16 protein-coding genes and 1 other RNA gene are annotated in these 24,121 nt (G+C 56.7%); 3 read left to right on the top strand and 14 right to left on the bottom strand.

Translation table 11 applies throughout. The features are described 5' to 3' along the window. Positions 1-46 precede the first annotated feature (46 nt). Entirely contained in the window at positions 47-799 is a 753-nt protein-coding gene (locus H2170_17925; protein MCS6301953.1) for a hypothetical protein, read from the top strand. A gap of 182 nt (positions 800-981) precedes the next feature. Then, positions 982-1,333, top strand: a transfer-messenger RNA (tmRNA) gene (gene ssrA / locus H2170_17930). 255 nt (positions 1,334-1,588) lie between these two features. Here ssrA and H2170_17935 read toward each other — a convergent pair. The 4 genes from H2170_17935 to H2170_17950 form a co-directional block, all read right to left on the bottom strand. Then, positions 1,589-3,022 (bottom strand): TniQ family protein, encoded by a 1,434-nt coding sequence (locus H2170_17935; GenBank protein ID MCS6301954.1) that lies wholly within the window; start codon positions 3,020-3,022, stop codon positions 1,589-1,591. Between the two features lie 4 nt (positions 3,023-3,026). Further along, positions 3,027-3,965, bottom strand: a complete 939-nt coding sequence (locus H2170_17940) for an ATP-binding protein (GenBank protein ID MCS6301955.1) — start codon at positions 3,963-3,965, stop codon at positions 3,027-3,029. A 260-nt stretch (positions 3,966-4,225) separates the two neighbouring features. Then, positions 4,226-5,479 (bottom strand): ISL3 family transposase, encoded by a 1,254-nt coding sequence (locus H2170_17945; protein ID MCS6301956.1) that lies wholly within the window; start codon positions 5,477-5,479, stop codon positions 4,226-4,228. A gap of 52 nt (positions 5,480-5,531) precedes the next feature. Next, a complete protein-coding gene (locus tag H2170_17950; protein ID MCS6301957.1) occupies positions 5,532-8,018 on the bottom strand; it encodes a DDE-type integrase/transposase/recombinase in 2,487 nt (828 codons plus the stop codon). Positions 8,019-8,193: 175 nt separating this feature from the next. On the opposite strand from H2170_17950, the gene H2170_17955 reads away from it, so the two are divergent. Next, positions 8,194-9,228, top strand: a complete 1,035-nt coding sequence (locus H2170_17955; protein MCS6301958.1) for a helix-turn-helix domain-containing protein — start codon at positions 8,194-8,196, stop codon at positions 9,226-9,228. A gap of 12 nt (positions 9,229-9,240) precedes the next feature. Here the strand turns inward: H2170_17955 and H2170_17960 are convergent, their stop codons facing one another. From H2170_17960 to H2170_18005, 10 genes are all read right to left on the bottom strand, one after another. Beyond that, a complete protein-coding gene (locus H2170_17960; protein ID MCS6301959.1) occupies positions 9,241-9,579 on the bottom strand; it encodes a hypothetical protein in 339 nt (112 codons plus the stop codon). Beyond that, positions 9,580-9,990, bottom strand: coding sequence for an XRE family transcriptional regulator (locus tag H2170_17965; GenBank protein ID MCS6301960.1), 411 nt, complete (start codon positions 9,988-9,990; stop codon positions 9,580-9,582). 414 nt (positions 9,991-10,404) lie between these two features. Then, positions 10,405-12,198 carry an ABC transporter ATP-binding protein gene (locus tag H2170_17970; GenBank protein ID MCS6301961.1) on the bottom strand — a complete coding sequence of 598 codons (1,794 nt, stop codon included), beginning with the start codon at positions 12,196-12,198 and terminating at the stop codon, positions 10,405-10,407. Positions 12,199-12,316: 118 nt separating this feature from the next. Beyond that, complete coding sequence (locus H2170_17975; protein MCS6301962.1) at positions 12,317-12,523, bottom strand: hypothetical protein; 207 nt, start codon at positions 12,521-12,523, stop codon at positions 12,317-12,319. Between the two features lie 100 nt (positions 12,524-12,623). Then, complete coding sequence (locus tag H2170_17980; protein ID MCS6301963.1) at positions 12,624-13,373, bottom strand: hypothetical protein; 750 nt, start codon at positions 13,371-13,373, stop codon at positions 12,624-12,626. After that, complete coding sequence (locus tag H2170_17985) at positions 13,370-16,048, bottom strand: hypothetical protein (protein ID MCS6301964.1); 2,679 nt, start codon at positions 16,046-16,048, stop codon at positions 13,370-13,372. Before H2170_17985 ends, H2170_17980 begins: the two co-directional genes overlap by 4 nt. Then, positions 16,045-16,926, bottom strand: a complete 882-nt coding sequence (locus H2170_17990; protein MCS6301965.1) for a hypothetical protein — start codon at positions 16,924-16,926, stop codon at positions 16,045-16,047. The genes H2170_17985 and H2170_17990 overlap by 4 nt, the downstream gene beginning before the upstream one ends. A 377-nt stretch (positions 16,927-17,303) precedes the next feature. Next, positions 17,304-18,158 carry an alpha/beta hydrolase gene (locus tag H2170_17995; GenBank protein MCS6301966.1) on the bottom strand — a complete coding sequence of 285 codons (855 nt, stop codon included), beginning with the start codon at positions 18,156-18,158 and terminating at the stop codon, positions 17,304-17,306. Positions 18,159-18,365: 207 nt separating this feature from the next. Beyond that, positions 18,366-19,043, bottom strand: coding sequence for a hypothetical protein (locus H2170_18000; protein ID MCS6301967.1), 678 nt, complete (start codon positions 19,041-19,043; stop codon positions 18,366-18,368). 359 nt (positions 19,044-19,402) lie between these two features. After that, positions 19,403-24,097: a right-handed parallel beta-helix repeat-containing protein gene (locus tag H2170_18005; protein ID MCS6301968.1), complete on the bottom strand. Its 4,695-nt coding sequence runs from the start codon at positions 24,095-24,097 to the stop codon at positions 19,403-19,405. Positions 24,098-24,121 lie beyond the last annotated feature (24 nt).

The following is a 24,121-nucleotide window of genomic DNA, read 5'->3' on the forward strand; positions in this document are numbered from 1 at the left end:
CGTTTAGACTTCCGGTCGGCGTGCTTCTGCGCTCAGTTCACCGCCTATGGCCAAATCGGCGGAAGACCCACGCACGTTTATCTCCCAGGTGAGTCTGGTGGGGCGCAGCGACGGCGCGTTTAAGGCGCTGCGCGGGTTTGATCGCAAGCGCCACACGGAACCCGATGCGGTTAACCAGGCGACTGCTTCGTTTTTGGCCAAGCTGTGCGCGCCCGAGCTGGCCGAGGTTGCGGAGGCGTTTTTTCAAAGCGCCCGCTCGGCCCTGGCCTACAAGCGCAAGGACATCGCGCTCGATGTGACCAGCCCGCTGGCGGTACTCAGCGCCAAGGATTTCACCCTGGAAATCGCCTACGCGTTGGACCCCGTTGACCCGGCCAGCATCACGATCACGCGCACGCTGCACTCGATAAAAAACGGCGACCTGCTGCGGGTGGCGGAGTTCGACGCGTTGTTCGCCGGACAGTTTACCGCGATCGCCTTTGCGTTAAAAAAAGGTGTGCGTGTCGAGGCGGTGATCGACGCCGTGGAAGCGCTGGCCGCTGCGGAAGACGAGGCGGGTAACACCGTCGGCGGTGACGATGCTGAAGAGGCGGGACGATTGCGGGTGGATTATCCCTCGGATTGTAGCCAGTGCACGCTCACGGTTGCTGGAGTGGGCGCGGCGGTGGTGTGTGACGGCGCCACGCTGGAGATGCGCTTCGACAAAGCCGGTTCGCCCCGGGAGCTGGTGGAAGCGTTCGCTGCGGTGCGCAAGGCCTTCGCTCTGACCAAGGACCGGGCGCTGGCGGGGCTGTTGTAATGAATTGCGGGTTGCCTGTGGTGTGCTGAGGGCTGGTCGCGCGGAAGCGGGCGAGCGGAGGCTGAAGTCGCCACTTGCAATCGGGGCGAATGGGCGAATGGTGGGATTGTTCTTTGATTGGCCTCACGCCGATCTAATCCAGCCGCCGCCCCGCAACGGGCGGAGGTCGATACACACACTTTGGGGGTGTTACGGATTCGATCCTTGGTTCGCGTGCGCCGCTGCCCTTGGAGGATGAACGACCCTCCTAAATCCCGTTCAAAACAAACAAACGGCAACACTGAAGAAATGCCCCTCGCTGCCTAAGTGCAGTGACGTCCGCCTAGTGACATCTGCTAGCTAACGTGGACGACATCAGCAGACATAACGCACCGAGCCATCCGCGGGCAGTGCGTCGTACTTCTACCCGGGGGTTGGTTGACGTCTAAGCGCGGTTGGTCGCGTAACGTCGGCGAGACAAATACCAGCACATAAGGGTAGACGCGGCGTGCAAAGATCAAGGAGACCCGGGTTCAAATCCCGGCACCTCCACCACTTTTCTCCTCCGGAGAGCAAAAACCTTGTCCTTGGTCACTCAAAACTAGCCTCAAGCTAACATTTTAATGCCTTTTGCTGGGGCCATAATTCAACGCCCGAACGTTCTCGCTCAGAGGGGAACCTTGCTGAAGCTCAGGCCTAAGTCTTAGCTTTTCGCCAGTTTTTAGACCAGCGTGACACTTCTAAAAAAAAATAGGGGGCCTTGAGCAAGGCCCCCTATTTTGGGATCTAACAGTTGAGATCAGTTGCTGGTCAATGGTCACGCCATGACCAAAACGCTTTCACGTCTTTCGGTATTCGTGTCGCCGGATCCACTACGTTTTTCCCGCTTTTAACTAAGGCGATGATGCGCTTGGAAACCTGTCGTGCAATTGGCCATAGTAACCAATTTACGTTTTTGAAATGCCCTGAAATATTGCGGCGGGTTAAAGTTTGCCCGGCCGTTAAGGTCTTCAAAATAGCACGGCGCATCTCAATGGCCGCTTCCCATGTCATAGCCCTCCTTTTTAAACGACTGATCTTTAGGTTATGCGCTGAAAGCAGCTTCACGAAATCTGCGTCACGAAAAGCAATATGCTTCTTGTCGATGCCGAATCGTTTTGAGCAATCTATCAGTAGAATTTTGCCGTACGGATTGCGTGATATTTCTCGGCGCAAGTCGATCACTAGGTCATGCCCAGTTAGATTTAACTTTTTGGGGTTAGGGGGTACGTGTTTGTACTTTCGAGGTCGAACGCTTGAATTGACCTTCTGTGGATTGATTTCGGACGCATCTAGCCGGCGAGCAAATAAATCTGAAATTCCCACACCGTTTCCCCATGCCAACACGGCCAGCGCTTGGAGGTCGGCCATGCGCTTCCCTGACTTCCAGCCAAAAACCGTATTGTTAGAAAGGCCAAGTTCATCACCCATCGGTTTAAGGCCGCCATAACGAGTGGAAATTGTGAGCAAGTTTGAACGAAATTGCCCTGCGCAATCGTTCATCTTTAAATACTGCTTGTTTGACCACTCCAGAAAAAGGCCGATTTGGGAAGTTCGCCAAATTGCTGGATGCTTTTCATCCAGCGGAAAGCTCGTTACATTTGGCGACAACGTTGCATGGCAATAATGGCAAGAAATTATATTTGAGCCGAGTCGATCTTCCCTCTGCTTGAGTCGACATTGTGGGCATGCACTTAAAAGTTCGCATTTATGCCGTGCGCAATGAGTAACGCCGTGAAGTTGCCACAGCAGTCTTTCATACGGATCCTTATCTTCGGAAAGGCATAGGGGGCACCATTCGCGGGATTGCTTGCGATCAGCACGTACACACCTCTTTTCAATCAGGGGCATTAGCGTTATTTCAGCAAGGCAATGAATGCCTGTTAGTTGTTCTAAAATCTTGATGCATTGCGCTGAAAGACCCGACTGAATAGCGCCCATAATTTCACTTGCGGGGGTCTTTCGACCATCAGACCAAAGTAAGGGCGCAATTACGAACTGAAGCAGGTCCACCTGGCGCACAGAATGCGCTTCCGCGAGCCGAAGGAGGTAGGAGAAAAGAGACTCAACCTCACTGGTTCCGTGTCCATGGGGCTGCAAGCTCACGAGTCGACTGCGTGGTGCAATATCAGGGATAGCCGATTCGATATCTTGTAGCGCAAGAAGCTGCATAGTATCGGAGTTTATATTAACGTCACTGCTCATATGGTTAAGCTCTTGGCCCCTCAAATTCTCTTAGGGCGCTCAACCCCCGGTTAATCTCGGCTTGCCAGATCTTGACCGCTTCATCCGGTGCTAGCGTCTTTTGGAGTGCGGCCGCGTTTAGCGGGGATTTGGTTCGTCGGGAATGAATGAGCGCCTCGGATAACCACCGAGCAAGCAAGCCGACGCAACCACACGACCGCTCCAGGAGCAGGTCTCGGCTGCCACTAAGGTCACACTCAAACCCCGTTCCATTTAATCTGTGTTGAAATCCAGATATGATTTTCCCGAAATCCTCAGCTTCGTTTTCGGCGTAAGGAGCCAAATGGACCGTAATACACCGCCGATTGAGCTGTCCATTCATTGCGCCTAGTTTAACCAATGAGTAATCGCCTAAAACCACTAGATGGCAAGAGCTTCGGTTTGAAATCGACTTAAGGAAACTCAGGTTCTTGGCAAGTGCGCCCCTCGTGCCTGCCTCGACCAATGCACCGCCTTCATCTAGCAATATTGCAGCCGGGCGGCGATACTTAAGCATTTTAATACATGCATTATGCAGTGCGGGTAACGTGCCACCAGCCCTCTGATTTCCTTCCATAATTTTCCGATTAATTAATATGTCGTTTGCGTCTGTGAGGAGGTCTTCAAATAGGGCCTTCCATTCAGGGCCTCGACCCGGCACGAAAACCATTTCCGCAGCTAATGACGCGAGTCGACTGGCATCACTACGCATTGCCTCGGAAAACATTTCCGCCAGCCGCTTTCTTAGGATTTTGAGTAGGGTGCTTTTTCCGGTACCGGTGGCCCCTACCACGAGCAAAATTACGGGCTCGTTAAAACCCGTAATGCGATCAATTAACCAATCGCACACCGCCGTCAGATGGGAGTGCTGTATCACCCATCGGTGCAATGGCTGAACGTCTGCAAGCTGTGTGGTCGTTTGCATATTGGCTAATTCTAGATTTGCTCAGAAGCAAAGAACTCACCCTTCGTTGCACAGGCACTGGGAGACATCGGCGATGGGTTCATTTCAGTTTCCGTATTAATCAAGTTAGCTGTCTCATCAAAACACTCACCTCGGTTATTTTTCATCTGTTTAGCTGAGGCTTTAAGCCTCTGTATTGCAGCGATTTCGTCAGGGGTTTTCCGGTTGGCGAACAGCCCTGCATTTAGCTGCTCAAGGATCTTGCTGTAATTGCGGGTTCTTCACGGAATACTGTGGGTTAGGGCTGGGGGGAAATTAGGCTCGAGGTCGAGTTTACCACAAAAGAAAAGAATACGGGTGCGATAGTTTTCGAACTTACGGAAGCCACGAGCATCGGCTTTAATTGCTTGGATTTTTGAATTAAAACCCTCGGTGAGTGCATTCGAAATACGGTGCTTAAAGTAAGTCAGTAATCCGGCCAGATGGGCTTTTAGTGACTTTGCTACTTTTTTGACTCTGGGCAGGCGGCTACTCATAACCGAGCGATACCACAGCTGGAAGAAAGTATTACCCGCATCGGCGTTGGGTTGTCCCCAAAACTCGACCAGCTGCTCTTTATAAGCCCATGCCTTGGCCGTACGAAGATTGGACTCCAGCAGCGCCTCGAAGTGCTCTTTGCGGTCATCAGGAACGATGCCATGCAGCCAAAGAAAGCGAGTGCGTTTTAAGATGTCATCGCCTTTGGCAGCGAGTTCAGCGGCCTCATCCCGGCGGGTATGATCGACCGCCTCGTTCATAGGCTTTGAAACATGAAAGCGGTCGTGAACGATGTCAGCGTTGGGCGCGGCCTGGTGGGTGGCGGCGATGAAGGATGCACCCATGTCCATCGCGACGGCTTCAATCCCGTCAATTTGCTCCTTTGATAATGATGCCCAAAGCTTTAACCCACTCCCTGTATCCCGGCCTGGAACCACGTCCAGTACCCGCCGACCGGTGAGATCGGTCATCAATGAAACGTAGCTTTGACCGCGCAAAAAACTCTTTTCGTCTAAGCCAACTCGGGTGATGCCGTCGAGGTTTCGCCGCGCCAAGCCTCGCTCAACAGCCTGATCGATTATACGTTGTACACTATCCCAATGAAGTCCCAGCAACTCGGCGGCTTGGCTTAGCGATCGGCTAGAGGCGATCACGGCCACGGCAAAGCTTTCAAAAAGCGAGGTGAACCGCGAGCCTGGTTCGGCCCACGGCACGTGCATCGTTTTAACACCATGCTCCTCGCAATCGCAGCGGGGCACCGCGCACCGCAGTTCGAGTCGATATTGCATCACATCACGGTGACGCCAACTCCGCTCCTTCATTCGGTCGTAAATAGGCATCAACTGACCGCACACTGGGCACGGCACCTTGGCCCCGTCTGGCCATCGTAACCAGACCGTCACGTTTAGTCCGAGAATGTCTTCCTCCACTTTGGTTACTTCCCACGGTTCCGGCAGCAACAGCAACCGCCGGTAATGTTCATGTGCGCTTATGCTCATCTTTACTTTTTAGCTGCTTTTATGCCCGAACCCACAACAAAACGGGAAGAACCTAATTGCGGCCGTAGCTCAGGCGAGCGCGGCGCAACTCGAGACTTGCGACCGCTAGTTGCTCCGGCGGTTTTGCGCGGAGTCGCTTGAGTTTTGGTGCAAGGCACTCATGCCATTCGCCACGGGCAAAAGCATATACCCTTGTGATATCTAACGGATCCCATCGCACCGGTACTCGTGTCCCGTTGAGGTCCGCTGAATCGAATATATTGTTCCAATATAACACGGTGCTGACCTGAACGCCGTTGTGTGCCTGTATCTTGGCGGTTCCGTCGCCAGAAACAAGTGGCAGTGTGATCATGCGAAAAGTTCGGTCTTGATCGATTTGGATGTGATTGCGAGTGCCATGCCTACTGAGGCTTTCTTCGCGAACCTGTTTGGGGCTCATACCATTGAGGCCGGCGTGGGGGAGCTCATCGTAAACTTTAAAACAATATTTTTCGATCTCCCCCTGTAATTCATTGATAGTGTAGGCTGCTAAGCGATCTGGGCTATGCGAGGGACTGATGCGCAGTTGAGTGCGCATCGCTGCGGTGGCGCCTGGCAGCGTGTCGGTTACCCGCTTGTTCATTGAACCAAAAAAGCGTTCCATTTCTGCGCCCCAGCGAGGGCGTCCGACTGGACGTCGAATGAACTCTATTTGGTAAAATGAGAGGAAGAATTCAACGGATAGGTTCACAAATTCGGAACCGTTGTCCGACAGAATTTGTGACGGCAAGCGACCATGACGCCTGACGCATTCACGGAAGAGGCACAATGTTGAGGCTGCACTGGGGGGCTCGTAACTAATGTACGTTGCAAGCACGGTTCTCGAGTACGCGTCGAGCATGACTATAACCCATGCAGTTCCCAAATTCACGCCCTGCTCTTTACACAGGAGGCTAAGGTCGGCCACCGAGAAATCGATGTGCGCACGTTGCATATAATGCTCTGCTGATCCGAAGTCATATGAAGTCGAAACGGGGGCATTATGCTTTGCAGCTGAGTAATTACCCCGCTTCGCTTTCTCCACTAGGCTGACGGACAGTCTTTTTATTGCACGTCCGAAGGTTCGCAAGGTGACCGTTTTTATATTAGCGCTCTTGCAGTCACCCACATATCGCGAATATGCGTGAGCAACGCAGGTCTCCCCTGGCTTAAGGTAATGAATCTGAATGCCTTCATTCATGGCATCTAGTGTGGACTGGGGCAGTCGTGATCGATGTTGTGCTTTGGGCGTGGATGCCCGCAAGCAGCCGATAAGTGCACCTCGGCGGCCATATTTGCTGATGCTGAGGCGAACGCGCCTTAACATCGCTCTTTCTGTAGAGTTGAGTTTAGCGACACCCTTTGGGGCGCGGCGCAAGCCCTGTGTTACGTATTGTTCGATCCGGGAATAATCAGCAACCGCTTTCGCCCACTTGGACGGATTTGCGGTCCGCAGCTTCGTCTCTATTTCGGCAGCCCCTTCTTTGGGTACTCCGTACGACCTTAGCTTGCCGTCGATTTCGAGTCGCTTGAGTGCAGGAAGGTCCATCGGCAAAACATTACCGTGCCCGTCTATGAGCATTACGGTATCCCCATCCACATATGAAACTTCGTGGTCGCGTCCGGAAAGGACGATCAATTCGCCTTTTTGGAATTTAGCGCGGCGAATCGAGCGATCTTGGTCCATCCGGGTGCGTTCTACGATGTCGAATGCCTTAGCGACAGCGGCACTAGCAAAGATCCTGCACGTATTGTGCGACATAACTTCGTAGCGGCTTAAATCGACCCATAGGTCGCTTGATGCGACCATTCGGTAGCAGTGATCAATCGATAGCCCCGAAATCTCTTTGAGTAGAGTTTCAATCGTACAGCCTGGATTTAATGTGACATATTCGCGTGCCTTAGCGGTGAGCGCGAGTGGTGCCGGTTGGCAGTCGGACCGGTAGTAATCAGCTAGGAATGAGCTATTGTTGGCCAATGCGGCCGAAATGTCCTGCTCGGTTATTACTTGGTAAGGTGCCCCGTAGGCATTGAGGGCGGCGGTTTCGCCGGGAGGAAACCCCCACCCAGTGGTTTCAGATTTCGTAATGTAGTCGCAACCCGGATTTCCTGCGTGGCGCCGTAGCCAAGTCGCATTTTTTACATCGATGAATTTAAGAGGGCACCAGTTGGCGGGCGGTTTTTCGGGAATGGATAGCAATACGACAAAATCGACGACGTGTACTTTGCTAGAGCCTTTTAAGGGATCTTGAAGTGGTACCTGAGTGAAGAATCCCGCAACGGCACTATCTGCATCGAGTTGATGTGCAACGCCCCGTTCCAATAAAGACCCCGAGCAGAAGCGAAGCTCGCCCATTTTTGGGCTTTGATAGGTGCGGGGCATGCTGCTGGAGCTTGGGGAAAAAGCCGGATGGTGCTGGGTGGATAGATTCCGAATGAGTTCCAGGATTTCGGGTTTTACGATCACCGCTAAGGCGGCAAGTCTTGTTAAGTAGCGATCGGCGCTGAATGAGTTTTTCATCTATAATTTTTGAATGTTGAGCTAAGGCTAATTAAGTAGTTTCGTTGAATTAGGTAACTGATATTTAATTAAGGGTTAAATTGGTAACCTAAATCGGTTAAGGTTGAGTTGGGAAACCTTAGCAAGCGGAAAATTACTTGCGCTCGGGGATTTGTTAACTTAGGTTAACTTTCAAATGACACAACCCCTTGTAGGTACAAGTCTTGCTGAAAGAATCACTTACTGTGCAAAAATTCTGGGTAACGCGGCTAAATTAGCTCGTGCAATTGGCGTTTCTAAGCCTGCCGTAAGTAAGTACTTATCAGGCAAAAACAACCCGAGGCGGAATGTTCTTTCCCGTATCGCCCACGCAGCTGGGGTTTCGGAGTCTTGGCTCGCCTTGGGGATCGGTAGTCCAGAGCAAGGTGATACTGAACATTCAGCTGGTTCTTCAGTCATTAAAACCGTGCATGATCTTGTTCATCAATTAGGTGGACTGGAAAGCGCTGTGGCCATTCTCACTAAAGCAGCGTCCTCGGGCAATAGGCGTAGTGTTAACTCGGGTAAACTTGCCCCCGTAGAATTCACTCAACGGTTTAATTCAACTATCGCGGATCAAGGTGGGCGGGAGTTATTTCTCGAGAAGTCACGATTCGATCCAAAGCGATTAGATGAAATTTGTGCAGGCGCAGTCCCAAGTATTGACGAGTTTAAAACCCTAATTAATCACCGAGTCTTATCACTAGATTGGTTGATCGCGGGAGACGGTGAATGGCAGACGCTGCCTAAACACCGTGCGTATTTACTTAATATGCTTAAGGCCAACATGGCCGAGGCTGATAAAATGAGATCCGTCCCATTCACGGGCGGAACTCGGAGCAGCAATTACCCCAACGGACCTGCTCACGCTTCAGACTCGGACGTTATCAAACTTTGGGGCAAGATCTATGAGAGACTGGATCCGACCTACTACAATGTTGAGGTCATCGCTGATGAGAGCATGTCGCCTTTGCTTTCGACCGGCGACATCGTCTTGATTGATACCCTAAAAAATAAAATTAGCAGTGGAACCTATTTTATAAGAACAACTAACGGCAATCTGTTTGTTAATGCCGCCAATACAGGGTCCAGACTAGTCGCAAACTATTTAGCCAATAAAGATAGTTCTTTTGAAATTAGGCAGGATCAGTCGCTCGGCCGAGTTGTATGGATTTGGAAAAAAATCCCCTGAAAGAGGGACAATTTACTGTAATTGGCGACCTTGGTATTTCAATGACGGTGGACCGAGATTGATTCCTGCAGCAGTCACCGTCGCCGCTACTTGGGCCCACAGCAGGCTGATGCGCTGGTCGGAAAATGCGGAGTGAAAACGAATTTCTACCTGGTCCCCGATAAGGAGTCCAGCGACGGCGTTACCGCGGTAATCATCCTCGTAGCTCAGACCAGGCACCTTGATCGACCGGTGCTGCTGGGATTCAGGGAAAAACACCACGCCCTCCTCATTAAGCAGAAATTTACACCGTGGGTGCGGCGTTTTTAGTGCCTCGCGGATAAATTCGAGGTTTTGGATTCGGAGGCTCATTTAACCCGGCTGACCAGACTCGATGTCGTAGAGCATGCGCCAGAGGAGATCCTGCTCGCCGCGCTCCATGACGTGCATGGGCGTCGAACCATCGAAGGCTGGATTAGGCCGCACAAGCCAACGAGCGACTTGAGCTGGTTCCATCACTCGGGCCAGACCAACCAGCAGGCGATCCAGCTCCACCAAGGCCCTTTCCTGTTTTGCCGAGGGCGTTTCTCCAGCAGCCCACTTGGCAACCGAGCGCGGCGAAAAACCTGTCAGTCGAACCAGCTGCGCTTGAGAGATTTGAAACTGCTCGCGGTAGGTTTTTAGCAGACCGGCGTAGCCGCTAATACCATGATGCTGAAAGGGAAACGGAACGTCCACCCAGTCGGAACTCGCGGAATTAGATTTTTGTTTTGTCTCCCCCATTTGTTGGCAAAAATAACTGCATTAATACAGTATTCCAGCATTCATTTCTCCAGGAATAAAATTATTTTAATAGGTTTTATTAGCCTCATTTTGTTCATTTATAATGACTTAATTGATATTATGGCCGCCTGCTACGCACTCCCACCAAACACGCTAAAGGTGAAGCCAGGCGCTTCAACCCGGTGTCGGCTCCCGGTCCTGCGGCCAATTTGCGACTGGTCGCACTCCGCCATCTCAATCAAGCGGGCCACTAAAAGCACCAACGCCCCTGGCTACTTCACAGTAAAGAAGGGCGATTAGCGGGCATCCATCCCTCAGCAACTTGCTGGAGATCACCAAGTCTTCGGGGCAGACAAGTAATGCCGTTCATCTCCGGAGTTTTGGCGGATTGCGGAAAGTTGGGTTTGCTGGTGCTTACGAGAGCTTTGGCAAACCGCGGGTTTGCAATTCCATCAGACGCGCGAAATGGCCATTGGGTCTAGCTAGCAAGGCCGACACTGAACCATCTTCGATAATTTTGCCGCGTTGGAACACCAAGACGCGGTCCACCCCGCGCAGTGTTGAGAGTCGGTGGGCGACGATGAAAGTAGTGCGGCCTTGGCACAGTACGTCGAGGTCGTCCTGGAGGCGCGCTTCGGTCTCCAGGTCGAGGGCGCTGGTCGGCTCGTCGAGAATGACAATACGCGGATCGCGCAGAAATACCCGGGCCAAGGCGATGCGCTGGCGTTGACCACCTGACAACCGGCCACCGCGTTCGCCACAAAGTGTGTCGTAGCCGCGCTCCAGTTTACGGATAAAGTCGTCGGCTTGCGCCTTCGTGGCGGCCGTTTCGATCTCGGCATCGGTGGCGGTCGGTCGGCCAAAGCGGATGTTTTCGCGAACGCTGGTGTTCCATATAAACGCATCCTGGCCCATAATCGCGACCGAGCGGCGCAGCGTACGCAGGCCGATGTCGGCGATCGGCTGGTCGTCGTAACGGATGTCGCCTTTATCGGGCTGATAAAAGCCCATCAATAAATCGAGCAGCGTGCTCTTGCCCGCGCCGGTCTCTCCAACCAAGCCGATCCGCTGGCCGGCGGGAATGTGGAGGTTGATGTCGACCATCGTGGGTGTACCTATGTCAGCGCCGGGGTAGCGGAACGAGACGTTACGCAGGGTCAGCTCACCGCGCAGGGCGGGTGGTTGCGCGCTCCGGCCGTCGGGTCGGTAGCCTTCCAATTCATGCGAATCAAGGATGGCCAACATCGCCTCTAGCCCGGGCTTGGCCTGCAGCCACGCGTCGTAGGCACCGAAGAATGACTGAAACCCTCCGCGTACAAAACCCAACATGCCAGCGAAGGCGACCAGCGAGCCCAGCGGAAGCGAGTTGTTTAAATAAAGCAGGCCGCCGACGCACCACACGACCACGCCTAGGTATTCACCGATCATTTGCATCCCCATCATCACCCAGCGCATGGTAACGCTTGCCTCGATGCCGCTGCCGCGCACGCGCTCGATCACCTCGGCTAGCTCGGCTGCGGCGATCTCCTCGTTGCCCAAGCTCTTGGTCACCCTCATGCCGCCGATGAACTCGACTACGCGGGCGGAGAAATCCTCGCCGGTCTGCTGTACTCTCTGGTTAAGTCGCTCCAGTCGCAGACGCACGCTACGCATTACGAGTACCTGTGCTGGCACGGCCAACAGCGTGATCGCAGCCAGCAGCGGACTCAGCCAAGCCAGATAGACTAGCGCGCCGAGTCCCAGGGTGATGGAAACAATCAAGTACCCGGACAAGTTAACCAAAAACGCCTCTACTCGGCCCAAATCTACGGTGACTTGATTGGCCAGCGCACCGGCTCCCCTTCGGGTGAAAAATCCGAGCGACATGCGTTGTAGCTGATCGACCAGCAAGCGACGCAGGCGAGCGGTGGAGGCTCGCACCAAGCGTTGGCTGAAAGCGAACGCCTTCACGGTAAACCATGCGTGCAACGGCCAAAGCGCGAGGTTGGCTAATGCGTAGATCCCGATCCATCTGATGCGTTCCTCCAAGGTCAACGCTGTGTTCTGTAAAATATGGTCCACCAAGATGCCCACGCCCGCATAGAACGGCAGGTAGCTGAGCGATTGCAGGATCTGGAAAACGACGGCGGCGCGGAGTAGGCCGTCATCAAAACGAATTAGCGTCCACAGGCGCTGGAGCGGCGTGGCAGTCTGGTCGCGTTTTTGCATGGTGAGAGGTGCAGCCCAGTCGTCAGGCCGAATTAAAAACAATTGTATCAACCCAATAAACCGGACTTTGCTTTTATAAAGTGGGAGTGTTCATGGGTGAACACTCTTTCGGACGGCCTTAGCATACGTCGCCGACAGGATAGCGAAGCGCTACGTCACGCCCTATATCATTAAAATTAGCCGTCACCGGCATTCGTATGGGTGATAAAAGCGGCTCGCGAAACCAGCCCAGGCTTTCAACGGTGAAATCGGTATCGCGTTGGAAATCCCAGACGCCGGAAAGATCCGTGAAGCTGCGATATCCATTTGGGACAGGGTTAATCATACAGAAATAATCTTGGTCGTAATCAGGTAATAGCGGAATGACTACGAAAACATAAGTACCAGCTGGTTAGTATTAAACGTTTTAAAACTTGGGCTGGGTCCTAGTCAACCGGGTCGGGTGGGGCGGGGTCTAGCAGCATGACTTGCACGGGGCGTAGGAAGCCGGGGTAAAGCAGGGCAACCCGCCTATCTTTGGGCGAGAGGCCTTGTGAGGTGGAGTTGATCACGCGGCCTTCGTTTTCGATTTCGGCGGCGACCAACAGCTCAACCATGGCCGCAGCATCACCGGTCAACCCAGTAGGCAGTGTCAGGCGGCCTTTCAGGGGTATCGTACCGCTGGAACTCCCGAGTTTAACGGCCAATTCACAGGGCATAAGATTGATAAAACTAATCGATCCTACCGGAATCGAGTCGAGGCTTTGGTTAATGGCTTTGAGGGACACTTCGCCACTGGACTCATTGAGTGCGACGAGGACTATGATATTGCGCCAGGAGGGATCGACCGTGGTTTCAGCTACGGGGATAATCTGCGGTGGTTGGGTCGGATCCGGGGAGCGCCGTTCGCGATAAATCAAAATACGACCTTCAGCTTTTCGCGTGAAGGGGCCCCTGGTCTGCCCGGGGGTAAGGGTGAGGTCTTTCGTCACTTGGTCGGCGCGAAATTTGAAGCTGGTGCCCTTGTCGGCCTGGTCGCCTGAGCTGCCGACTTCTTTGCCGCCGATCATGCAAAACGTGATGACCTGGGCCTGTTTGTCTTTGGCTCCTGGCGCCGTGGTTTGCCCAGAGAGCAAGTTGGCGGCACCGAGCCAGGAGGCGATGAAAACGACGAGGAAAGAACGTGAGAAGATCATAGGTCGGAGGGACTGAGCCAGCGGAAGCTGACGATTTTGAAGCGGCGGCCGAAGTTTTGGTTGGTGAGCGTGGCGGAGGCGGGGGGCGTTTCGGGCGTGTTGGTGGTGTCCACATAGTCGGGAACACGTTGAACGATGGCCTCGCACCATGCGCGGCTGAGCACGGTGGTCGTTGAGGTGTTGAGCGGATCTACGACCTCGCCGTAGGTGCGGATGCGGAAGGTATCAGAGCGGGCGGAAAGCACGGGACCGAGCACTTGCAGGAGATCGGCTTGGGTGAGGAACCCGGGCGTGGCGGCCGAGCGAGAGATGGCGCCTTGCGATATGAATCGGGCGCTGTCGAAACCGGGGACTTGCGTGGTGACCGATGGCCTTAGGCTTACACTGGTGATGGTGCTCGGCGTGTTGAGACCGGTGGTCGTTGTGGTACCGCCATTAATGGAGGGGGTGGCGTCTATGGCGGCTTGGAGCGGGCCCGTGAATTGGTGGGCTTGGGTGCTGGATGAAGGGCGGCGGTTGACGAAGTCGGCCAAGCCACGGAAGGGGCCGAAGCTGCTGTCGGCGGCACGGGCCTTGATTTGTGCGACGATGGCGATGGCGAGATCGTCGAGCTGCGCATCAGTGAGACTGCGGAAGCCGGCGTAGACCTTGGAACTCGATTCGGCGATGCTGGCGGCAGTGGCGGAATCTACGTGGTCTTCGACCGGATAGACGGCGCGGGCAAACGGCGTGTGTTGGCTGTTGGCCACGGTGGCCGTTGAGCCGCCTTGCTTGACGACCGGGGCTTTGCGGGTGGAGGCGAGCACGGCTCGCCAGGCTTCGCGCGAGGTCGAGTTGATATTAAAGGCCCCTTCGACGAGCAGGTTGTTGGCGGCCGAATCGAAGTTTTGCAGGGAGCTGGCCAAGCCTGAAGCCGCGAGGTTTTTCGGATCGTAGAGCGAGTGGCGGGGATTGGCTAAGGGGAAACTCGGGGGGCCGCTGGTGGGCACGGAAGAGAAGTAGTATTTATCCCACAGGGCCGTGTTCAGCACGAAGCTGAGATCGAAGTGGAATCGTTGAAAGGTGTTGTTGTAGACGCCGCCGAAGCTTGAATCACCCCAGTCGGGAAAGCCGTCGAGGTCGGAGCTGAGCACGCGTGGATCGACATAGGAGTTGCCGATGGCGTAGGCCGGCATCGCGCTGGCGGCGTAGCCGGTGGGTGAGGCCGTATTGTTGAGAATGCCACTACTGGGATGGACGTTGGCGTGTTGGAGTGCTCCGAGTGAGAGGACGCCGGTTTCTAGGCGCGGCAGGTTGAATAGGACGGCTTTGGTCGGACCGGGATTGTCCAACGAGTAGCCGATGTAGGCGTTGTTACCGCTGCTTTGGAAGTTGGCGAAGGTGGTGCCGGAGCCGCTAATCACGGCTTTATTGTAGTTGGGGGTGTTGTTGTAGCCGGCTGAGCCTGCATTTACTTTATCCAAAGCCGTGCGCGTCAAGGCAGGGGCGGCTGGGTTGTAGTGGGCCAGCCAAGGGAGCATCGAAAGACTATCGTTTATGGTGAAACTGACGCCGAGTGCCGTGACACTGGGCTGGAAGCTCATCTTGAGGGTGTTGAACCAACCGACCGCCGGGGCCGTACTGGTGGGGACGAATACCCCGGAGGGCATGGGCGCAAGTGTGGTGATTTCTTTTAAGGGGTCTCCGTTGTTTTTTAGGAAAACAGGTTCGGTGGCCCCCAGCGTTTTCCACGCCAGAGAGCCCGTGGGTGTGGGAGAAGAAGCGTCGCTGACCTTGCCGATGTAGTCGCTCCACCAGTTCATGCCATCGACTTTTTGCAGGAGGCTACCGGCTACGGTATAGCCCGTGGAGACCGCGCCGCTGTTGTAGAGAAAGAAGCCGGTTTCGCCCATATTAGCCACCGTGAGCACCAAGCGTTTAATGACGTCGCTGGCTGCGGGGGCCGGGGTTGAGGTAAAGGCCGAGGGCATGACTCCCGTGCCGGTGGGTGTGGTGCTGACGGTTTCCCACCAGAAATTGGTGCGCCAGCCAGGCGAGAGGGTGAGCTGGGCTGAGGTGGTGGCGGCGGCATAATCCACATTCGACCCTGGGGTGAAAACAATCGCCTCTCCGGGTGCGATCGGCGGGCAATTAATGATAAATCCTTTGGTCAAAAAGCTACTGCGAAGTCGATCCGTGCCCCATTTATAGCTCGTTGCCGCGCCGGCGGCGGGTCCCATTTCAGCCAATATTTTGGCATAGAAGGAGGAGGAGTTATAGAACTGGCCGGTGTATGTGGTCGCTTGGAGGGTGACGTCGTAGGGATTCCAAAGTACGACGGCCGGGAAATAGAGCAGGCGGAGGCTTTTGCTAGCATCGGCTTCGGCAGTCGCATGGATCCAGAGCTGCGTGCGCGCAAGCACGGGATAAATACCCATTTGCGTATCGGTGGTCGCGCGAGGCGCGATGGAGGGTGTGGCGCCTGAGAGCGAGTTCTGGAGTTGGACGTAAGAACGTAAGGCACCCCAGGAGGGCAAGGCCGCCGGAGTCGTCGTCGGTGCTCCGCTGGCTGGGATAGCGAAAAGGGGAGTCGAATTGATTATGCTCGTTGGGGGCGTGCTGCCGAGCAGGCCGGCGGTGAGATCCTTTTTCAGGCCGCCAGCGGAGACGTCGGCGAGCACGCCACGGCTGCTCACGGTAATATCGTGAAAACGGGCCTTGCGGAAACTACCGCTTGTGAAGGCTGAACCCAAGAACGCCATTTGCTCGCTGGATTGAAGTTTACCGAGGTGTCATTGGCCGTGTTGGTCGCCTCATAGGCCCCAGTGGCGTCGCCGAGGTAGTAGGGCGTCGCGTAGACGCCGCTCCGAACCGACCACGGCCAAGTGGCCGAGGCGGGCATCGTGGTGGTATTGGACAGGGAGGCATCGGTGGCGAGGAGTTCGCCGCCGGTGCGGCCGGGAACCATGATGCTTTGGCGTTGTTGTGTGGAGGTGGGGCTGACGGAGCTGAGGCTGGGCGAGCCGGTGGTGGTGGCTATGCGCTGGGCATTGGGGTCGGTCAGGTCGATGCGGGCTTTGACGCCCTCGTCGCCGACCCACCAGCCGTAGCGGGCGACCGTGGGGGTGCCGGAGAGACCGGCCACCGGGGCGGTGATGGTTTGCAGGGGGACGATGATACCGTTGCCGGTTACGGAGGTATCGGTGCTGGCCGCTCCGACCAGGCGCACGTAGTTGGTGGTGTCGTCGTAGTTTTTGGTGGACGCCCAAGTGGGAAGATCGGCAGCGGCGGCATTCGGGGCCGAACCGGAGAGCAGCCAGGTGGGGGTGGCGCTGGAGGGATTCCAAACTCCAGTCCAGTATTTCTTGGTGGCGTGGGTGGTCGCGAGGATGTCGGCGTTTGCGGTGACCCGCTGATCGGGGCCGGCCGAGGCCTGGAGTTTGCCTAGGGCGATATTGAGGGCCAAGAGCGCATTTGAACGGGCTTGATCGGCTTTTTGGTAATTGGCCGCGATCTGGGTTTCGACCCGCGTGAGCGCGGCCATGCTGACCATGATCAACACGAGCATCGACATCAGTACGATCGTTATGAGTAGGGCAAAGCCGGCTCTTTTAGGGGCCCGCGGGTTATGCGGGCTTGCGGCTAATTCTAACGATTCCATAAGTTGTTATTCGGCACGTTTCAGTGAAGCTTTAGCCGTTCGGATTGATTTTGTTTAAATCTACCGACTGGGTTTACGGTGCGGTGACTTGGAGGCGGAGGAAGCGGCGGGGGGTTGGGGTGACGAGAAACTAGAACCACGGGGAGTGCCCGGACGACACAGCCAAAGACCTTATGTTAAAGTTGTGGGGCATGCTGGCCGTACCGATGGCGTTTCTTGTATGGCAGCACTCCTGGTGGTGTGACGCGCAGGCTCAGTAAAAGCCGGGGCGAAGTCATCACGGCTCAGGCTCATGGTTTTGTCGCGGGCGGGCGGGCCGCGGAGAGGCGGGCGATCTCGGTGACGAGCAGCGGGATTCCGGTGGGCTGCATGGTGACATGGTCGGTTCCGCGGAACTCAACAAACTGGCAGTCCTTGTGGCCGGCGGCTTTCAGTCGGGTGAGCATCTCGGTGTTTTGTGAATACCGACCGGGAAGATCTTTGTCGCGGTCGCCCATGAGTAGAAGGAGGGGTGGTGCGTCGGCGCGGGCGTGGGCGAGCGGGGCGAAGGATTCGAGTTCGGCGCTGCCGGAGGCGGAGCGGAAAGAGGAGTGCGTCACCATTTGTGCGCTGAAGGGCACGAGGCCGACGATGCGATTGGCGTCGATCTGGTGGGCGGCGAGCCAAGAGCGATCTAGGGTGAGGAGGGTTGAGAGGTAGCCGCCGGCGGAGTGGCCGGACAGAAAAATGCGGCTCGGGTCGCCGCCATACTCCTGGATGTGCGCGAAGACCCAGGCCACGGCGGCGGCAGCGTCTTCAAGGGCGTTTACTGGCGTGCCGCGGGGGATGAGCCGGTAGTTGGGCGTCACCACGAGCAGGCCCTGTTGCAAGAGTTCGCCGGGGAACCAGGTCTTGTTGCCTTCGGTTAATCCGCCGCCGTGGAACCAGACCACGACAGGGAGGTTTTGCGCGGCACCAGCGGGAACGTGAATGTCGAGCACGCAGCGTTCCTGGCGGTATGGGTCTTTGGCTTCTTCAGGCGAAAGATAAGAAATGTCTTTGGCGCTACGGGCTTCTGACGCTGAGGCGCTGATGCCCACGAAGAGACAGGCGGAGAACAGGGCGGCGAAGGCCTTGAGAGAGAGCATTGAAGTGGGGTTTTTCATGGGGATGTGAGGCGTAGGCGCAGGAAACTCCGTGGCGAAACCGAGGCGGTGTCGGTGAAGGTGCCGGTTTGGCCGCAGTCGCCGGTGCTGACTCGGCTACCGGCTAAGATGCATGGCCGTTGACCACCTGGGGCGCTGTGCGGGCGGCGGCGGTGGTCACGGTGGCAGAATAGATCTGATCGTCTAAATACCCGGAATAAAAAGGGCTCAGGGCGCTCGGCGGATTTCTATTTCATCCAGTGCGAAACCATCCCCGATTTGCCAAATCGAGGCGTTGTTCAAAACCCATTGGAGTTTCACTTTAACCACCTTTTCTTCGCGGGAGCGCACGAGCTCGATGAATTTATTTACGCTGTCGTTATCGAACTCGGTTCCTTTGAAGGTGAAGGTCTTGAAGACGTCGCCGCCACCGAAAGCAAGCGGCAGGATCAACCGATTATCCCACTTGGCGGAATCGGGGAAATTGCCTTCAGGAAGAAGCGCCACAGCCAGCGATTTGACCTTTGGGAAACGCGCGGAGAATTTGAGGAGTAAGGAGCGGATGTCTTCCGCTTTGATTGCGACACCTGTCACGCCGAGGGAAATGTCGTTTAACGTGACCACGTGAAACTCATCGGTGGGCTGCGTCACCGTAACGCGGATGCCGCTGCTGCTAGCGGCACCCACGCCTTCCAATTCAGCTAATGTTAACTCCCCACCGCTCGACCATGCGTCGAGCTTGCCATTGGCGAGGGCGCGATAACCCGAGTTAGGCGGACCGGGATAGGTGTAGGTTTTCCCGCTTGGACGGTTGAAGTCCTCCCGGAGTAAAGTCTGGGCCGGAAGAGCGAGCAGACCGAGGGAGTAACCGAGCGTGAGTAATTGAAGACGACGGATGTTAGTCATGGCGTGCAGGGGATGATTTTAGGGCGAAGAAGTAGTTACCTTCAGGCGCATGAAACGGCGAGAGCTCGACGGGTTCAAGTCTTTAATCGTAACGTTAAGACCTGATGCGTTAGGATTCGTTTCAACGTCAGTCCAGGTGGTGAGATCCGACGAGGCTTGAATGGTGAAGGTGCGTTAGCCGTGTAGCGTTGGCCGTCTCGGCCAAGGTTTGAAACGGCGGAATTGGCCGGGGACGGCCAACACTACAACCGGAAATGCCTAGCGCCAAGGCAGACTCCATTCATGACGGCGTGGATTTGAAGTTGGGTTGTGATTGGGGTTATTCGGAAAGTTGGCGGAAGGTGTGAAACCGAGTGGGCTCAGGGTGCGGTGACTTTCAGGCGGAGGAAACGCTTGGTTGCACCGATGGGCGGTTTGTCGGTGACCGTGACGCTCGTGCTGACGGTGCCAGGGTTGATTGCTATGTCGCTCCAGGTGGCGAGGTCGGAGGAGCCTTGCACGGTGTAGGTCACTTCGCTGCAGGCACGTAGGAAGGTGAGGGTGAGCTTGCCGTTGGAGTCGACGGTCGAGGTGGGCAGGCCGGAGGGCGTGGCCGTAGTGGGTGAAAGCCCGAGGGCATATTCGAGGAGGTTGGAGATGCCGTCACCATCCGGGTCGGCGAGGTCGGCGGCGTTGCCGGTGGCGGCGATGGTGCCAAAGGTGGCGTTGCGCCAGGATTGCAGTGCGGTCCACGTGGTGACGGTGGCTGAGGTGACGGTTGGTCCGTTATCGCCGGCGGCGGTGGCGCTCACGGTGTAGTAATACGTAGTGCCGGGGATAGTGGTCGTATCGTTAAAAAAAGTGGCGGTGAGGCTCGAGGCGAGCGGGGTGAACGGGCCGTTGGAGAAGAGACTGCGGGCGACCTGGTAAGTGACAGTGGCATTGGTCGAGGTGATGGTAGCCCAGGCTAGGGCGACGCCGCTGGCGGACGGCGTAGCGGTGAGGCTGGCCGGGGCGAGCGGGCCGCCGTCGTCGAGGTAAAGAGCGGTCACCTCGGCGGGGGTAAGCACGCGGTCGTAGAGGCGCACTTGATCCAGCACTCCGGTAAGTGGACGCTGCAGATCGAGGCGATTGCCGAGCAGGGAGAGGGCGGTCGTGGTGGTCGCGTTGACGACGGGAAGCGTGCCGGTCCGGCTCATATTCGAAACGGGGTAGGTGCCAGTAAGCGAGCCGTTGAGATAGAACACGGGTGCAGTGTCGTTGCGCGAGAGGTCGAAGGTGATGACGACATGCTGCCAAGCGCCGGCGATTACTGAACCGGAGGAGCGCCAGTCGCCGCCGGTGCCGTCGTTGAAGCCGAGACCACCGGTGAAATTTGCATCCGTGCTAAAGTTGCGCACAAGGAAGAGGGATGGGCCGCCTTGGAGGCTTATGATGCGAGGGTATAGGGTGCCGGTCGGGGTCGCGTCTGCCTTTACCCACGCACTGAGGGAAAATGCGGTCGTGATGGCACCGTGTCCGAAGGAGGCTTTGGCGTTATTAGCGCCATTAAAGGCGAGCGCATTGGCGAACTTGCCGGAGGCCGTAAAGGTGGTGTTCGCATCGGCAAGAGTAGCGCTGCGCGAGTTGCCGGATAGATCGGCGGCGGTGGTGAGGCCGGTGCTTTCGTTGAAGCGCCAGTAGGCGAGCAGGCCGGAGTTCGGCAGGTCGGGACGGACCACGGAGAAAGTGACGGATGAACTGATCGTGGACGCGCCGTTGTTGTCGTAGGCCTTGGCGTAAACGGTGGCGGGGCTGATGATCTGCGGCGTCCAAGCTGCGGTGTAGGGCGCTGTGGTGGCGGTGCCAGCGAGGATACTGTTGACGTAGAACTCGACCTTGGTGATTGAGCCCGCGTCGGCATCGGCGGCGTTAGCGGTGAGCGTGAACGGGACTCCTAAGGTGGCGGTTGAAGTCGCGGTCGGCGTGGTCACCGCGACGACGGGCGGGAGGTTGACGACGGTGATGACGTAGCCTTGGGACGTCACTGTGACGCCGCGGTTGTCGGTGATTTTAGCGGTGATCGTGTGGGTGCCGACGATGGATGAAGTCCAAGTGTAAGTGTAAGGCGATGAGGTGTCGGTTGCGAGCAGGGTGGCACCGTCGTAGAACTCGACCTGGGTGATGGAGCCTTCGGGGTCGGTTGCGGAGGCGGCGAGCGTGATGGGCGATCCGGCACCTTGGACGGTGAGGTTGCGGTAGGGCTGGGTTAGGGAGACGGAGGGGCTGAGGTTGGCGGTGCCGCCGACGGTGAGGGAGACAGGGATGTAAAGGGTGCTGTTGGCCGTGTCGTTGGTCGTAAGAGTCAGGTTGGTCGCGTAGCTCAGGCCGCTGACGAGGCCGGTGGAGTTGAAGGCCAAGGGGATCGTCTGGCTGCTGCCGGGAGCGAGGGTGCCCGAGGTGGAACCGGTGAAATTGGCCCAGGAATAGGTCGAGCCACCGGGAGCAAAATTGGTGGTGCCGTCGAAAGCGCGGGGGGGCGGGGTGAAGCGCACGGCGAGGCCGGAGTTTACGGCATTGGCGGTGTAGGCGTATTGGACGTATTGCTTGGAGTCGTTGACACCGGTCGTGGGGAGGTTGTTGACGATGCCGATGAGGTAGTTGCCGTCGGTATTGGTGACGCCCTGGTATTGGGTGGTGATGGTGCCGTCGCGTTTCAGGATGACTTGGAAATTAAGCTTACGCTGGAGATTGGCGGCCTTGCCGGAGTCGGCCTTGAAGGTGACATTAATCCACGAGACGACAAAGGTGTTGGCGTCGGTCTGCTGGTAACGCACCGAGCTGGTCCCGGAGATGAGCAGTAGATCGTCAAAGAAGACGGCGATGGATTTGGGGATAAGACCGTTGTTTGTCGCCAGCATGCTGGCCAGGGTGGAGGGAACCCGATAACGGGAATTGGTGTTGCCTGCCTTGCTGAGGTCGAAGGAGACGTGGCCGTTGATGTCGATGCAGAGCTGGGTGTAGCCGGTGCCGAAATAGGGAAAGGTAAAGCCGAGTGAGAGCGCCGAGGAAAAGGCGTTATCGAAAATATTAGTGCCAAAAGAGACCGCGTTGCCGGTGGCGGAAATATCCACCCAGCTGTAGGCGGGGCCGGTGGGGGAAAGGGAGTCGGCGAAGGTATAAAGTTTCGGGAGAGCGGCGTTCCAGGTGAGCGAGGCGCTACCGCGGTTGGTAAGAACGAAGCCGTTGTGGGTGGCCGAGGTGGTCACGGGCAAGGTGGCGGAAAGGCTGGTCGCGGAAAGACCGACGGTCGGTATCTGGGTGGCGGTGCCGGAGAGGGCAAAGGTGAAGGGGCTGGTGGTGCCGGGACTGGAGTGAACCAGCGAGACCGTGCCGGACTGGGTGCCGGCGGCGGTGGGCAAAAACCGCACTTGGAACGTGACGCTGGCCGAAGGTGCGAGAACGAGCGGGAGCACGGGTGCGTTGACCAAGGTGAAGGCCGAGGAACCACCGAGGCTGAGTGAGGAAAGGGTGATGCTGGAGTTGTCGCGGTTGAGGAGGGTGAAGGTATGAAGGGGGACGTTGGCCGCGGGCTGGTTGATCTCGGTTGCTGGGAAGGAGGTGTCGTTCACGGCGGCGGCGGTGGGGTCGCCGGCGAGGATGGCTTCCCCCAGGCCGGTCACGACAAGCCCGGTGGTCGGGATGGCCCGGCCGATGCGTTCGTAGGCGCCGATGTCGGTAACACTGTTGCGCGTGCGAATGCCGCCGGTGATATCGTTGGTGAGGGTGGCGACCCACGAGAGGGTGACGCTGTTGTAGGTCGTCAGGGCCACGTCGAGGGCTGGACTGGTCGAGCTGACGCCGAAATCCGCCGTGGCGAGGTCAAGGGCTGCGTTGAGGAAAAGCGGATCCGCAGTGGTGTTGTTGGCCGTGTAATAAGCCGCGTTGGCGTAGCCGCCGAAGTAGATATTGGAGCGGTAGTCTAAATTGGTGCTGGATTGGCTGAGTTTGTTGATCACCCGGTCGGGACGGGCGTAGCAGATGTTGTTATAGATTCTGATAGTGCCGCTTTCGGAGGCGAATATCTCGCCCCAGTCGAGCACCTGGCCGTTGAAGTAGGCGGTATTGTGGACGATATCGACGTTGTCGGAACGATAGGTGTGAATGCCGGAGCCGCCGTTGTTTACGACGAGGTTGTTGGCCACCAGAGTTTTTCCGGTGTAGGCACCGAGGGTCGAGTCGTTCTGGGTGTTGCGGCCGTCGTCGATGATGATGCCGTTGCCGTCGGAGACGCTTTGCGTCGCGGACCAGATCATCTGGCTCTTGTTTCCAAAGACCCGGTTGCCGAGGATCTTGATCCTATAATCGGCGGTGCTGGTGTCGGCGTTGCGCGCCTGCCAGATCGAGATGCCGCTATTGGCAAAAACCGAATACCAGGCGCAGTCCTGCACGATGTTGTTTTCAATCGTGACGTAGTCGGCCTGGATGCAGGATATGCCTCCCCCGGCGAACCCGCGCACGGTGTTGTTACGAATGATTAAGTTTCGCGGCATCAGCGTGACGTCGACGGTGGATGCGAAGGTTGCCGCGTCGCGGCCGTCGGCCACGATGCCGTTGCCGTTGAACTGGGGGATGGGTGCTGACTCGGCGGCCGTAGTGGCGGCTTCGACCGTCATGCCGGTGTCATAAACGGTGCCTTCCAGGGTGAGCCCGTCGATGATAACGTAGGCGGCGCGGTTGAGATCGATGGCCGACCAATCGGTGGATTTGAGCAGCGGACGATGGCCGGGGTAGGCGGTGATGGTGGTCCACGCCGCGTCGCTGCCGCGCACTGTCACCCTCATCAATCCGTTGCCGGGCGCGTTGGTGTAGGTGCCGTTCATCACGTAGAGCGTGTCGCCGGGGGCGAGGACGGAGGCGCCTTTGGCCAAGGTGAGGAAGGCGCTATTGTTGTCGGTACCGGTGCCGGCGTTCGTGTCCATGCCCGTGCCGGAGACGTAATAAACGGCGGCGTGAGCTGCAGGGATGAGCGAAAACAGGCAAAGGCCGAGGCGCACAGCGGCATTCCATGACACGAAGCGTGGTCGCAGTGACATAAGCGGAGGGGGGGGTATCGGGGG

The organism is Opitutus sp. (assembly GCA_024998815.1).
Lineage (GTDB): Bacteria > Verrucomicrobiota > Verrucomicrobiia > Opitutales > Opitutaceae > Rariglobus.

Excerpts from the sequence above, each read along its gene's own strand:
- H2170_17925 (MCS6301953.1), top strand. The coding sequence starts at position 47 with ATGGCCAAATCGGCGGAAGACCCACGCACGTTTATCTCCCAGGTGAGT.
- H2170_17935 (MCS6301954.1), bottom strand. The coding sequence starts at position 3,022 with ATGAGCAGTGACGTTAATATAAACTCCGATACTATGCAGCTTCTTGCG.
- H2170_17940 (MCS6301955.1), bottom strand. The coding sequence starts at position 3,965 with ATGCAAACGACCACACAGCTTGCAGACGTTCAGCCATTGCACCGATGG.
- H2170_17945 (MCS6301956.1), bottom strand. The coding sequence starts at position 5,479 with ATGAGCATAAGCGCACATGAACATTACCGGCGGTTGCTGTTGCTGCCG.
- H2170_17950 (MCS6301957.1), bottom strand. The coding sequence starts at position 8,018 with ATGAAAAACTCATTCAGCGCCGATCGCTACTTAACAAGACTTGCCGCC.
- H2170_17955 (MCS6301958.1), top strand. The coding sequence starts at position 8,194 with ATGACACAACCCCTTGTAGGTACAAGTCTTGCTGAAAGAATCACTTAC.
- H2170_17960 (MCS6301959.1), bottom strand. The coding sequence starts at position 9,579 with ATGAGCCTCCGAATCCAAAACCTCGAATTTATCCGCGAGGCACTAAAA.
- H2170_17965 (MCS6301960.1), bottom strand. The coding sequence starts at position 9,990 with ATGGGGGAGACAAAACAAAAATCTAATTCCGCGAGTTCCGACTGGGTG.
- H2170_17970 (MCS6301961.1), bottom strand. The coding sequence starts at position 12,198 with ATGCAAAAACGCGACCAGACTGCCACGCCGCTCCAGCGCCTGTGGACG.
- H2170_17975 (MCS6301962.1), bottom strand. The coding sequence starts at position 12,523 with ATGATTAACCCTGTCCCAAATGGATATCGCAGCTTCACGGATCTTTCC.
- H2170_17980 (MCS6301963.1), bottom strand. The coding sequence starts at position 13,373 with ATGATCTTCTCACGTTCTTTCCTCGTCGTTTTCATCGCCTCCTGGCTC.
- H2170_17990 (MCS6301965.1), bottom strand. The coding sequence starts at position 16,926 with ATGTCGATGCTCGTGTTGATCATGGTCAGCATGGCCGCGCTCACGCGG.
- H2170_17995 (MCS6301966.1), bottom strand. The coding sequence starts at position 18,158 with ATGAAAAACCCCACTTCAATGCTCTCTCTCAAGGCCTTCGCCGCCCTG.
- H2170_18000 (MCS6301967.1), bottom strand. The coding sequence starts at position 19,043 with ATGACTAACATCCGTCGTCTTCAATTACTCACGCTCGGTTACTCCCTC.
- H2170_18005 (MCS6301968.1), bottom strand. The coding sequence starts at position 24,097 with ATGTCACTGCGACCACGCTTCGTGTCATGGAATGCCGCTGTGCGCCTC.